Source organism: Actinopolymorpha rutila (assembly GCF_013407855.1).
Lineage (GTDB): Bacteria > Actinomycetota > Actinomycetes > Propionibacteriales > Actinopolymorphaceae > Actinopolymorpha > Actinopolymorpha rutila.
This window is the reverse complement of sequence record NZ_JACBZH010000001.1, coordinates 242457-254678: the sequence shown is the minus strand read 5'-3', so window position 1 is coordinate 254678 and position 12222 is coordinate 242457. Positions and strand designations below refer to the sequence as shown.

The 12222-nt window shown below is 72.8% G+C and carries 13 protein-coding genes; 6 read left to right on the top strand and 7 right to left on the bottom strand.

The window, feature by feature from the left end; translation table 11 throughout:
* Nucleotides 1–19 precede the first annotated feature (19 nt).
* Together pheA and F4554_RS01110 are read right to left on the bottom strand one after the other, a co-directional pair.
* The gene (gene pheA / locus F4554_RS01115) at nt 20–958 is read right to left on the bottom strand and encodes a prephenate dehydratase (RefSeq protein WP_179785628.1); all 939 of its coding nucleotides are present in this window, start codon (nt 956–958) and stop codon (nt 20–22) included.
* An 89-nt stretch (nt 959–1047) separates the two neighbouring features.
* Nucleotides 1048–1806 carry a TetR/AcrR family transcriptional regulator gene (locus F4554_RS01110; RefSeq protein ID WP_179785627.1) on the bottom strand — a complete coding sequence of 253 codons (759 nt, stop codon included), beginning with the start codon at nt 1804–1806 and terminating at the stop codon, nt 1048–1050.
* A gap of 223 nt (nt 1807–2029) precedes the next feature.
* Between F4554_RS01110 and F4554_RS01105 the strand changes: the two genes are divergently transcribed.
* Both F4554_RS01105 and F4554_RS01100 read left to right on the top strand, forming a co-directional pair.
* Nucleotides 2030–3154, top strand: a complete 1125-nt coding sequence (locus tag F4554_RS01105) for a DUF418 domain-containing protein (protein WP_179785626.1) — start codon at nt 2030–2032, stop codon at nt 3152–3154.
* Between the two features lie 114 nt (nt 3155–3268).
* Nucleotides 3269–4321 (top strand): aldo/keto reductase, encoded by a 1053-nt coding sequence (locus F4554_RS01100; RefSeq protein ID WP_179785625.1) that lies wholly within the window; start codon nt 3269–3271, stop codon nt 4319–4321.
* A gap of 34 nt (nt 4322–4355) precedes the next feature.
* On the opposite strand, the gene F4554_RS01095 is transcribed toward F4554_RS01100, so the two are convergent.
* The 3 genes from F4554_RS01095 to F4554_RS01085 all read right to left on the bottom strand — a co-directional run bounded on the left by F4554_RS01095 (nt 4356) and on the right by F4554_RS01085 (nt 7766).
* Complete coding sequence (locus F4554_RS01095) at nt 4356–4808, bottom strand: RpiB/LacA/LacB family sugar-phosphate isomerase (RefSeq protein WP_179785624.1); 453 nt, start codon at nt 4806–4808, stop codon at nt 4356–4358.
* 151 nt (nt 4809–4959) lie between these two features.
* The gene (gndA, locus tag F4554_RS01090; protein ID WP_179785623.1) at nt 4960–6483 is read right to left on the bottom strand and encodes an NADP-dependent phosphogluconate dehydrogenase; all 1524 of its coding nucleotides are present in this window, start codon (nt 6481–6483) and stop codon (nt 4960–4962) included.
* Nucleotides 6480–7766 carry an anhydro-N-acetylmuramic acid kinase gene (locus tag F4554_RS01085; RefSeq protein WP_337795820.1) on the bottom strand — a complete coding sequence of 429 codons (1287 nt, stop codon included), beginning with the start codon at nt 7764–7766 and terminating at the stop codon, nt 6480–6482. Before F4554_RS01085 ends, gndA begins: the two co-directional genes overlap by 4 nt.
* Before the next feature lie 240 nt (nt 7767–8006).
* On the opposite strand from F4554_RS01085, the gene F4554_RS31740 reads away from it, so the two are divergent.
* Both F4554_RS31740 and F4554_RS31735 read left to right on the top strand, forming a co-directional pair.
* The gene (locus F4554_RS31740) at nt 8007–8156 is read left to right on the top strand and encodes a hypothetical protein (RefSeq protein WP_179785622.1); all 150 of its coding nucleotides are present in this window, start codon (nt 8007–8009) and stop codon (nt 8154–8156) included.
* A gap of 11 nt (nt 8157–8167) precedes the next feature.
* Nucleotides 8168–8509 (top strand): metalloregulator ArsR/SmtB family transcription factor, encoded by a 342-nt coding sequence (locus F4554_RS31735; protein WP_179785621.1) that lies wholly within the window; start codon nt 8168–8170, stop codon nt 8507–8509.
* 6 nt (nt 8510–8515) lie between these two features.
* Here F4554_RS31735 and F4554_RS01070 read toward each other — a convergent pair whose 3' ends face one another.
* A complete protein-coding gene (locus F4554_RS01070) occupies nt 8516–9508 on the bottom strand; it encodes a helix-turn-helix transcriptional regulator (protein WP_179785620.1) in 993 nt (330 codons plus the stop codon).
* Nucleotides 9509–9674: 166 nt separating this feature from the next.
* On the opposite strand from F4554_RS01070, the gene F4554_RS01065 reads away from it, so the two are divergent.
* Nucleotides 9675–10433, top strand: a complete 759-nt coding sequence (locus F4554_RS01065) for an alpha/beta fold hydrolase (RefSeq protein WP_179785619.1) — start codon at nt 9675–9677, stop codon at nt 10431–10433.
* A 47-nt stretch (nt 10434–10480) separates the two neighbouring features.
* Here the strand turns inward: F4554_RS01065 and F4554_RS01060 are convergent, their stop codons facing one another.
* On the bottom strand, nt 10481–11482 hold the full coding sequence (locus F4554_RS01060; protein WP_179785618.1) for an aldo/keto reductase: 1002 nt from the start codon (nt 11480–11482) through the stop codon (nt 10481–10483).
* Between the two features lie 219 nt (nt 11483–11701).
* Between F4554_RS01060 and F4554_RS01055 the strand changes: the two genes are divergently transcribed.
* Nucleotides 11702–12184 (top strand): hypothetical protein, encoded by a 483-nt coding sequence (locus F4554_RS01055; protein WP_179785617.1) that lies wholly within the window; start codon nt 11702–11704, stop codon nt 12182–12184.
* Nucleotides 12185–12222 lie beyond the last annotated feature (38 nt).

Below are 12222 nucleotides of genomic sequence, written 5' to 3'. Positions count from 1 at the left end.
AGAGCGCGCAGCTCGGCGCTCAGCCGCGGCCTGCCCGCACCCGCCCCAGCCAGTCCGCGGCGTCGTGGAAGTCGGCGTCGGCGGTGCCGATGCGCAGGCGGATCCGGGCGCCGTCCGCGCGCGGGTAGGAGCCGAGGAAACGCACCTCCGCGCACACCCGGCGCAGGCCCATCAGCGCCTCGCCGACCCGCGCCTCGCCGACGTGCCCCTCGCAGTCGATGGAGAAGTTGTACCGGCCGATGCCGTCACCGGTCGGTCGGGACTCGATCCGGGTGAGGTTGACCCCGCGTACGGCGAACTCGTCCAGGATCTCCAGCAGCGCGCCCGGGTGGTCGTCGCGGATGAACGCCACCAGCGACGTCTTGTCGGCACCGGTCATCGGCCCCGGCGCGGCCGGCCGGGTGGCCAGCACGAACCTCGTCACCGCGTCGGCGTTGTCCTCGATCTCGTTCGCGAGCACCTCGAGCCGGTACCGCTCACCGGCGATCCGGGGCGCCACCGCCGCGTCGAACTCCGAGCCCTCCTCGGCGACGGCGGCGGCCGCGGCGGCGGTGGACGAGGCCAGCGTCACCTCCGCCTGCGGCAGGTTGTCGGCCAGCCACCGCCGGCACTGCGCGGCGGCGTGCGGGTGGGTGCTGATCCGCTTGCAGTCGGCCAGCTGCGTGCCGGGCCGGGCCAGCAGCGCGAACGACACCGGCAGCAGGATCTCCCGGGTGATCATCAGGTGGCCGCCGGCGAGTTCGTCCAGGGTGACCGGGACGCCGCCCTCGACGGAGTTCTCGATGGGTACGACCGCACCGTCGGCCGCGCCGGAGCGTACGGCGTCCAGGGCGGCGGGGACGGTCGCACAGGGTTCCGGATCGACCTGGTCGATGTGGGGCAGGGTGCGCAGGGCCGCCTCGGTGAAGGTCCCGGCCGGGCCGAGATAGGCGTACCGGACTCGTGCGGCTTCGGTCACGCTCCGAGAGTAGACCGGCAGATCCGGCCGCCCGCGCCAGGCCCGGCAGCGAGACCCAAGAAGGTCGTACGCCCCAAGCCCGGGCGGGCTCAGGGGTCGGATCGCTCCAGCCTCCCGGCGACCCCGTCCAGGATGAGGTCGAGCCCGAACGAGAAGTCGGCGTCGGCCGCGGCCGCGTCGGTGGTGTCCGGCGCCGGGGCCTCGAACAGCCCCGAGGAGAACAGCTGGGCGGTCTGCGGAAAGCGCCCGGGCTCGACGAGACGTTCCAGCGCCCGGCCGTACGCCCGCTCGGCCTCCACCTGCCCCTGCCCCTCGGGCCTGCTCTCGGCGAACTCGCCCGACTGGCGTACCGACTGGGCGACGTAGCCGCTGACCAGCGACAGGATGCCCACCTTGGGCCCCCACTCCAGCGGGGTGCCGGACATGGCCGTCAGCGCGGCCTCCATCCAGGCGATCTGGTGCGGTCCAGCGGGCGGCCCGGAGGCCGGTATCCGGGTCAGCCACGGCCGGCGCCGGAACACCGCGCGCTGCGCGAACGCCCACGTACGCAGCCCTTCCCGCCAGTCCTTCGGATCGATGGTCGGCGGGGCACCCAGGGCGGAGTCGGCCATCAGGGCGAGCAACTCGTCCTTGGACCCGACGTGCCGGTAGAGCGACATCCCGGTGAAGCCGAGGTTCTTGCCGACCCGGGGAAGCGTCACGCCGGTCAGGCCCTCGCGGTCGGCGATCTCCACCGCCGCGGCGACCACCTGGTCGACGTCGAGAGCCGCGGGCCGCCCGAGGCGCGAGGGCTCGGGGATTCGCCACAGCCGGCGTAGCGGCGCCGGCACGCTCTCGTCGTCGCTCATGGCCCCCTCGTTCCCGTCCGGGAATGTGCCGGGAATGTGACCGCCATCCTGCCAGACAGATTTAGTTTCTCTCTGATAGTTTGTTGCTGCAACTTAGTTCTGGAAGCCACCGCAGGCCCGACCTCAGGGGGACACCATCAACGTCGCCGTCGCACCACAGACCCGGAGAGGGCCGGTCCGGCCCACCGAACGCGCCCTCGCACCCGACCTGACCCGGGGCGCAATGCTGTTGATCATCGCCGTGGCGAACGTCGCCGGGGTCGTGTTCGCCGGTGAACCCGGCCTGGACACCACTCCGCACGGCGCCGAGCGCGTCCTCAACTTCTGGCTCTTCGACCTCGTGCACGCCCGCGGCTATCCCGTCTTCGCGGTGATGTTCGGCTACGGAGTCGTCCAGCTCGCGCGCCGCCAGGAGACCGCGGGCGCCACACCGGCGCAGGTCCGCTCGGTGCTGCTGCGCCGCAACGCCTGGCTCGTCGTCTTCGGGCTCGTGCACGCCACCCTGCTGTACTACGGCGACTTCCTCGGCGCCTACGGCATCGTCGGGATCCTGATGACGCTGCTGCTGTTGCGCCGCGGTGACAGGTTCCACCGGATCGCGCCGGCAATCTGGGCGCTGATGCTGGTGGAGGTCGTGGTCTTCACGGCCCTGGTGGCGAGCCGCCTCACCGGCGGCTCCAACGGCACGGCAGGGCTTGGGTCCAAGCACGTCGACTCCCTCGCCGCGACGGGGTACGCCGCGTCAGTGCTGGACCGGCTCGGCGAGTGGCCCCTGCACACGCTGACCGTCGTACCGTTCATCGTCATCACCTGGCTGGGCATGTGGGCCGCGCGCCGCCGCGTTCTCGAGGAGCCCGACCGCCACCGGAACCTGCTCGGGTGGACGGCCGTCCTCGGGCTGGGGATCGCCGTCGCCGGAGGTCTCCCGGCCGCGCTGATCGCCGCCGGCGGGCTGCACGTCGACGAGTCGACCGGGGGCCTGGCGCTCACCCTTCACGGCGTCAGCGGCATGTTCGCCGGACCGGGCTACGTGGCGCTCTTCGGGCTGGTCGCCGCGCGGGTGACCCGGCCGGGGCCGGTCGTCGGGGCCCTCTCCGCTCTGGGGCGGCGCTCGCTGTCGGGATACCTCGCCCAGTCGGTGGCCTGGCTCGTCCTGCTGGCGCCGTTCACCCTCGCGCTCGGCGGTCGGTTCGGCAGCCCCACCGTGACCGGCCTGGTCGTCGCGGTCGCCGTCTGGCTCGGGACAGTCGTGGCCGCCGACCGGCTCGACCGGCGCGGTCGGCCGGGCCCGGCGGAGTTCGTGCTGCGCCGGCTGACGTACGGACCTCGAGCCCAGGGCCGGTCGTAAGAAGCATCCGAAGGCGACCGGCTGGACTGGCCCGGGTTTGGCTCGGGATTGGTCCGGGATCGTCGGTCGTCTTCGGCCCGGCCACCCGGTCCGCATGCTCCTACGGTGAAACGCATGACGAACCAGCAGACCGGTACCTTCCAGCAGACCGGCACCTCCCCCAGCACCAGCGCCTCCCTCGCCCGGCGGCTCGGCCGTACCGACATCGAACCCAGCGCCCTCGGCCTGGGCTGCTGGGCGATCGGCGGGCCGTTCACGATGTTCGGCCAGCCCGACGGCTGGGGCGAGGTGAACGACGAGGAGTCGGTGCGCGCGATCCGCCGCGCGCTCGACCTCGGCGTGACCTTCTTCGACACCGCCGACGCGTACGGCACCGGGCACAGCGAACGCGTGCTCGGCCGGGCGCTCGGCGCCGACCGCGAACGGGTCGTGGTGGCCACGAAGTTCGGCTACACCTACGACGAGGAACGCCGCGACCTGACCGGCAGCGACACCTCACCGGCGTACGTCCGGCGTGCCTGCGAGGCGTCGCTGCGGCGCCTGGGCACCGACTACCTCGACCTGTACCAGCTCCACGTGGGCGACCTGCCGGTGAGCGAGGCGCTCGCCGTCATGGAGACGCTGGAGGACCTCGTGGCCGCCGGCACGATCCGGGCGTACGGCTGGAGCACCGACGACGCCGAACGCGCGGAGTTCTTCGCCTCCGGCACCAACTGCGCGGTGGTCCAGCACGACCTCAACCTGTTCCGCCCGGCCACCGACCTGCTCGCCACCTGCGCCCGGCACGATCTCACCAGCGTCGACCGGACCCCGCTGGCGATGGGCCTGCTCACCGGGAAGTACGGCGCGGGCTCCCAGCTTCCGGCCGACGACGTACGCACGGTCGCGACCTGGCAGCCGTGGTTCGACGGGGGCCGGCCGTCGCCCGCGCTGCTGGCGAAGCTGGACGGCGTACGCGAGATCCTGCGCAGCGGCGGCCGGAGTCTGGCACAGGGCGCGCTGGCCTGGATCTGGGGCAGCAGCGACCGGACGATCCCGATCCCCGGCTTCCGTACGGTCGCCCAGGTCGAGGACAACGCGGGCGCGCTGGCGCACGGTCCGCTCACGCCGGCGCAGGTCGCCGAGGTGAACGCCCTGCTGCGTGGCCCGGACGACGCGAGCGTGTGACGGCGGCGGGCGCCGGCCGGACGCGGGGCCGGCGTCAGGCCTGGGCGATGGCGTCGACGTGGGCGACGTTCGCCCGGTCGTCGGCCTCCTCGCTCGGCCGACCCTCGAACCACGCGTCCAGGATCTCGCCCAGCAGCGGCTCGGAGACCACCCGCAGGCTGAGGGCGAGGGCGTTCGCGTCGTTCCAGCGCCGGGCACCGGTGGCGGTGTAGGCGTCGGCGCACAGCGCGGCTCGCACACCCGGCACCTTGTTGGCGGCGATCGACGCGCCGGTACCCGTCCAGCAGCACACGACGGCCTGGTCGGCACGACCGTCGGCGACGTCGCGAGCCGCCGCCTCGCTGGCCCAGGCCCAGTCGTCGCGGTCGTCGCCGACGCCGGGGTTCAGCGCGCCGTGAGTCAGCACGTCGTGGCCGCGGCGGCGAAGGTCGGCGACCAGTGCGTCGGCGACACCGGCCGCCATGTCGGAAGACACCGAGATGCGCATGCGGGTGAACCTACTCCGCACGGCTCCCGAAACAACACGTCGGTGGGTCCGGGGGAAGCCCCCGGACCCACCGACACCTGCACAGCGGTTCGGCCGGGTTCGTTCCACGTGGAACGAACCTTCCGGCCGGACCCTGATCAAACTCCGGCGATCAGACCTCGCGCTCGGACCGGTCGCCCGACCACTCGAGGTGGAACGAACCTTCGGCGTCGGTCCGGTGGTAGGTGTGCGCACCGAACAGGTCGCGCAGCCCCTGCAGCAGGGCCGCCGGCAGCCGGTCGCGGCGCAGCGCGTCGAAGTAGGACAGCGCGGCACCGAAACCGGGCACCGGGACACCGGCGGCGGCCGCGGTCGCGACCACCCGGCGCCAGGCCTCCTGGCCCTCGTTGACCGTACGCGCGAAGTACGGGTCGACCAGCAGCGACGGCAGGTCGGGCGTCTTCTCGTACGCCTCCCGGATCCGGTCCAGGAACCGCGCCCGGATGATGCAGCCACCGCGCCAGATGGTGGCCATCGCGCCGAGGTCGATGTTCCAGTCGTAGGCCTCCGCGCCGGCCCGGATCATGTCGAAGCCCTGCGCGTAGGCGACCACCTTGGACGCGTACAGCGCGCGGCGTACGTCCTCGACGAACTGGTCGGGGTTGTCGACGGCCACCTTCTCCGACGGCCCGTCGAGCACGCCCCGGGCCGCGTTGCGCTGCTCGGCGTGGCCGGACACCGAGCGCGCGAAGACCGCCTCGGCGATCCCGGACACCGGGGTGCCGAGGTCGAGCGCGATCTGCACCGTCCAGCGGCCGGTGCCCTTCTGCTCGGTCTGGTCGAGCACCTTGTCGATGAACGCGCCGTCGCCGCCGCGCGGGTCCTTCGCGGCGAGGACCTCGGCGGTGATCTCGATCAGGAACGACTCCAGGTCGCCGGTGTTCCACGTACGGAAGATCTCGGCGAGCTCGTCCGGCGTCTTGCCCAGGACGGTGCGCAGCAGGTCGTACGACTCGCCGATCAGCTGCATGTCGGCGTACTCGATGCCGTTGTGCACCATCTTCACGAAGTGCCCGGCACCGTCGGCGCCGACGTGGGTGCAGCACGGCGTGCCGTCGACCTGGGCGGAGATGGACTCCAGGATCGGCCCGAGCGTCTTGTACGCCTCGGCGGTGCCGCCGGGCATGATGCTCGGGCCGTTCAGCGCGCCCTCCTCGCCGCCGGAGATGCCGGTGCCGACGAAGTGCAGGCCGCGCTCGCGCAAGGCCGACTCACGCCGGCGGCTGTCGATGAAGTGGGCGTTGCCGCCGTCGACCAGGATGTCGCCCGGCTCCAGCAGCTCGGCCAGCTGGTCGATGACCTCGTCGGTGCCGGCGCCGGCCTGGACCATGACGATGACCTTGCGCGGCCGCTTGAGGGAGCGCACCACGTCGGCTAGCGACTCGCAGGCGATGAAGTTGCCCTCGCCGCTGAACTCGGCGATCAGGGAGTCGGTGCGCTTGCGGGTGCGGTTGTGCACCGCGACCGTGTGGCCGTTCCGGGCGAGGTTGCGGGCCAGGTTGCGCCCCATGGTGGCCAGGCCGGTCACGGCGATGTCGGCCTTGTCCGGCGTTTCGGGCGTCTGCACGGACGCCTCCTTCTCGGACTGCTCCGGCTTCGCGGCCGTGCCGCCGGGCTCGGTCGTCGTTTCGGTCATGCCTTCGATCCTCTCGCTACGGGCGGCTCGATCCGCAGTCGGGTCGGTACCACGCCGGGTGGTTCGGGGAGTCGGAGCGGGCCGCGACCGGGAGTGATGCTCCCGAGGACGGTCGCCGCGTCCGCACCGGTGCAGGCCGGAACCGTTCCGGTCACCCCGTGGAAGGTGAGAAAGCCCAACAGGGCGAATGCATAGGCCTCCTTCCCGTCGGACGGGAGCCCCAGGTCGTCGATCGGCCGGATCCGCACGTCGGCACCGTCGGCACTGTCGGCGCCGGCGAGCTCCCGGATCCGGTGCATCAGCCTGCCGTTCCGGACCCCGCCGCCGGACACGATCAGCTCACCGACGCGGTGGGTGCCGCATTCGGTCGCCACCAGCCGGGCGGTCAGCTCGGTGACCGTGGCCACGATGTCGGCCGGCGAGAGGTCGGGTACGCCGAGCAGCGCGGCGTCGAGGTAGCCGCCGTGGAACAGCTCCTTGCCGGTCGACTTGGGCGGCGGACGGCGGAAGTACGGCTCGTCCAGCAGGGCGGCGAGCAGTTTCTCGCTCACCGAACCGGACGCCGCGATCTCCCCGTCGACGTCGTACGGCCGGTCGAAGTAGCGCCGGCAGGCGAGGTCGACGAGCGCGTTGGCCGGCCCCAGGTCGTACGCCAGTACGTCGCCGTCGGGCCGGACGAGCGTCAGGTTGGCGATGCCGCCGAGGTTGAGCGCCGCGCGCGCCGTCGGTCCCGGCGGCAGCAGCAGAACGTCGAGGATGCTGACCAGTGGCGCACCCTGCCCGCCGCGGGTGATGTCGCGGCTGCGCAGGTCGGAGACGACGGGAAGGCCGGTGCGTTCGGCGATCCAGGCGGGCTGGCCGAGCTGCAACGTGCCACGGGCCTGCCCGTCGTCGATCCAGTGGAACAGCGTCTGACCGTGGGACACCACCAGGTCGGCCCGGCCGCCGGCCAGCTCCTCGGCGCCACGCGCGGCCGCCTCGCCGAACGCCTGGCCGAGCACGGTGTCCAGCCGGCACACGTCCGCCATCGAGGTCTGTGCGGGAGGCAGGGTGGCGCCGATCAGGTCGCGGATGCCTGGGTCGAGGGGAAGCGCGAGCTCGCCGAGGGGGCGGAGCACGATCTCGGTCCCGTCGAAGGCGAGGTCCGCGGCCGCCACGTCGATTCCGTCGTACGACGTACCGGACATCAGGCCGACCACCCGGGTCACCGAACCCTGCCTCGGACCCTGCCCCGGCCCGGCTTCGTGGGTGTTCGGGCCGACGACCTGCGTGTCCGCCTGCACTCGCTGCCGCCTCCCGCCCCCGTGAACGCCGCTCGGTCTGTCCCGTCGGCACGACAGACTACGGCGACCTGGGCCACTGGCTCGCCCAGCGGCGGGAAGCGACTGGAAGCGGCCACCGGCGCGGCGCCGTACGACCCCTGGAAGCAGGCCTCGGATTCGCCTTGACTTATATAAGTCGATGGCAAATGATGGCGTCGTCGCTCCGGTGCTCCCGCGGGGCCGAGGACGGAGGGGACCGCCATGGCAGCACGCACCGACGTACGCACCGACGCCGGACTCGCCTCTCACCTGGCGGGGACGGACCCCGGCGAGGCCGGCTGGGACGCGGAGTTCGCCCGGGCCCTCGCCGTGCTGCGCGACCCGGGTGCGGCCGGCGCAGGGACGTTCTGAAGGATCGACCTGTGCACGCCTTCGACGTTCTCGGCGATCCCGTACGACGGCGCATCCTCGAACTCCTCGCCGACGGCGAGCAGTCCGCGGGGGCGATCGTGGAGACGATCCGGGCGGAGTTCGGGATCAGTCAGCCGGCGGTGTCCCAGCATCTGCGGGTGCTCCGCGAGAACGGCTTCGCGAACGTCCGGGCCGAGGGCACCCGTCGGTTGTACGCCGTCGACGCCGAGCCGCTGCGCGAGGTGGACGAGTGGCTGGAGCGTTACCGCCGGTTCTGGACGCAGCGACTGGACGCGCTCGGGACCGAGATCCGACGCGGCCGGCGCGGCCGGGGCGAGGGCTCAGACACCTGAGGCGTGTCAGTCGCCGCGGTCGGCGTACGCCTGAAGTGCCGCACCGAGCGCGCGTACCTCTGCCCGCAACTCGGCCGGACGGCGCACCTCGAACGGCCAGCCGAGCCCGGCCAGCATCAGCGCGGCGCCGTCGAGGCGTTCGGCCCGCATGGTCAGCACGACGCCGCCATCCACCTCCGCGAGCGTGGCCAGCGTCGCGGGGACCCGCCGGCGTACGTCGGCCAGCGGAGCGTCCAGGACCACCTCGACCTCGTGCGCCCACGGAACCCCCGCCAGCGACTCGCTCACCCGGGCGACCGGATCGAAGCCGGCCGGTGGTTCGAAGCCGGTGTCGGTCGGGGTGACCGCGACGATCCGGTCCACCCGGAAGGTCCGCACCTCGTCGCGCCGATGGTCGTGACCGGTGACGTACCACCTGCCCCGGTCGACCACCAGGCCGTAGGGGTCGAGGTCGCGCTCCGACCGCTCGCCGGCACGACCGGCGTAGACCAGGTGCACCCGCCGCCGGCGCCGCGCGGCGGACGCGAGCGTGAGAACCACCTCGGTCGGCGGCACCTCGCCGGTCCGGGGCGGCCGGGTCAGGCCGAGGGTCTCCTGGACGGCGGTCACCCGGTCGCGCACCGCGTCGGGCAGGACGCGGGAGATCTTGGCCAGCGCGCTCTCGGTCGCGGTCGCCGTCGTGCTGGTGGCGAGTCCAGCGGCGCGCGCCGCGACCAGCCCGAGGACGACGGCGGTGGCCTCGTCGTCGGTGAACATCAGCGGGGGAAGTTTGTAGCCCGGACGCAGGCGGTAGCCGCCGTAGCGGCCGCGCTCCGCCTCCACGGGCACGCCGAACTCCGTCAGCCGGGTGGCGTACCGGCGCACGGTGCGCTGGTCTACGCCCAGCCGGTCGGCGAGTTCGGCGCCGCCGAGCCGGTGGTGGGCCTGCAGGAGTTCGAGCAGGGCCAGCACCCGGGTCGTGGGGTGCGGCCGGTCGGCGGACGACGGGTTCGGCGACATGTTCTCCAGGATGCCGCGCAATGCGGGCGGGTTCGGTCCGGATTCGGTTCTACGGTACTGCCGTGGGTCGGGCCGGGGTCACTCCCGATCCCCGATCCGAACAGCCGCCGTTTCTCCGCTTTCGCTGCTTCTCCGCTCTTCGGAGCGTTCCCGGAAGGATCCACCGATGGCCACGTACGTACTCGTCGCCGGCAACTGGCTCGGCGCCTGGGCCTGGACCGACGTCACCGCGCGCCTGCGCGCCGCCGGCCACGACGTCCACCCCGTCACGCTCACCGGTCTGGGCGACCGGGTGCACCTCGCGTCCCGGGAGGTCGACCTGGACACCCACATCGCCGACGTCGTGCACACGATCGAGTACGCCGACCTGCACGAGGTGATCCTGGTCGGCCACAGCTACGGCGGCTTCCCGGTCACCGGCGCGGCCGATCGGGTACCGGACCGGCTCGCACGCCTGGTCTACGTCGAGAGCGGGCCGCTGCCCAGCGGCACCTCCCAGCTGGACATGACCGGCCCGGAGGAGCGCGAGGCGACGTTGCGGCGGCTGAAGGAACGCGAGGACGGGTGGCTCCTTCCGCCACCGTCGCCGGCCGAGCTGGCTTCCGGCGTACCGGTGTACGCCGGTCTCGACGAGACCGCCCGGGCGTCGTTCACCGCCCGGGCGGTCCCGCAGCCGCTCAACGCCAACGCCCAGCCGCTCCGTCTCGCCGACGACGGCCGGTGCGACGGCCTGCCGCACACCCTGGTCACGTGCATGTTTCCCGTGGAACAGGTACGGGCGATGGTCGCCGAGGGCCATCCGTACTTCGCCGGGTTCGCCGGCAAGGAGTGGACCTACGTCGAGGTACCGACCGGGCACTGGCCGATGCTGTCCGAACCGGAGCGGCTGGCCCACGCGCTCGCCGACCTCGGCCGAGCAGGCTGAGCGGCTGAGCGGCTGCGCGCCGAAACTCCCCCGTCGCCGGAGGTGGGCTACTTCGAGGCGGCCGGGCCGGTCGAGGTGTTCGAGGCGCCGGCGAACGAGCCGTACCGGTCGCCGACCGCGGGCGGCAGCGCGTCCAGCTCGGCCAGCACGTCGGCCGGCAGCTCCAGGTCTCCGGCGGCGGCGTTCTCCTCGAGGTAGCGCAACCGCTTGGTGCCGGGGATGGGAACGACGTAGCGCCCCTGCGCGACCACCCACGCGAGGGCGACCTGGCCGGGGGCGACGCCGACGCGTTCGGCCACCGCGCGGACCTTCGTCACCAGCGCCTGGTTGGCGTCGAACGCCTCACCCTGGAAGCGCGGCAGCTGCCGGCGCATGTCGCCCTCGGGCAGGTCGGCCGCCGAGGTGATCGCGCCGGTGAGGAACCCACGCCCGAGCGGGGAGAACGGCAGGAACGCGATCCCCTGCTCCTCGGTGTAGGGCACGACGTCGTCGAGCTGGCCACGGGTCCACAGGGACAGCTCGGACTGGACGCTGGCCACCGGGTGGATCGCCTGCGCCTCCTTGATCTCGGCCAGCGTCGCCTCGGACAGTCCGATCGCCCGGACCTTGCCCTGCTTCACGAGTTCGGCCAGGGCACCCCAGCTCTCCGCCAGCGGGACGGCCGGGTCGACACGGTGCAGCTGGTAGAGGTCGAGATGGTCCACGCCCAGGCGGGCGAGGCTGCCCTCGATCGCGCCGCGGATGTACTCCGGCCGGGCGTTGCGGTGGAGCTGACGCGCGCCGTCCGGGATCAGCCCGACCTTGGTGGCGAGGACCGCCTGGTCGCGCCGGTCGCGCAGGGCTCGGCCGACGAGCTGCTCGTTGGAGTAGGGGCCGTACGCGTCGGCGGTGTCGATCAGCGTGACGCCGAGGTCGAGCGCGCGGTGGATCACCTTGATCGAGGCGGCGTCGTCGCGGTCACCCTCGCCGTACGCCCAGGACATTCCCATGCAGCCCAGGCCGATCCGGCCGACCTGCGGACCTCCGGCTCCGAGCGTCGTCGTTCGCATCGTTCACTGACCCCTTCCATCACGTTCCGGCACGGCGGACCCACCCCTTCGAGCCTGCCAGACCGTCCGCGGGCCGCCCAGCGACAGTCCGCGCACAGGTTCGGGTGGCATCGGCGCGCCGGCGCTACTTGACCATCTCCGTCAAGTACCTTGACCGGGCACGTCAAGATACTTGACGGAACGCGTCAAGCAGTTGCCGTACGAGAGGAAGGAGCAGCCATGAGCGCGGCCGACCGGGAGCACCGCGCGCTTGCCGCGCACCTGCTGCAACTGCTGGAGCGGCGATTCTTCGACCCGGTGGAGATCCTGCTCGGCACCGGCCCGCACCTGGACGACCTCCGCGACCGCGCGGTCACCCAGGCGGCGGCGTGGGCGGACGACCTGCTCGACGACGACGAACGCCAGGCCGCCCACACGCTGGCCCGGCTGGTGGGCACGCTCTGGCCCGGCGACGAGATGTTCGACCCACCGGCCTCGTGGTGGCGAACTCCGCTGGGCCAGGTCGCCGTGCGCCGGGTCGGCCACCCGACGGCGGAGGCGGTGACGTACGCCGTGGCGGGCGCGATGCTCGGCGTCACCCGGCAGGGCGTGCACGACCTGCTCACCCGGGGCAAACTGGACCGCCATCCCGACGGCGGCGTCACCGTCGCGTCGGTCCGCGAACGCCTCCGCCTGCGTGCGGCCGCGTACCGAGGCTGGTGACCGTCAACCCGGCCTTGCCGACGTCAACGGTTCCCTGC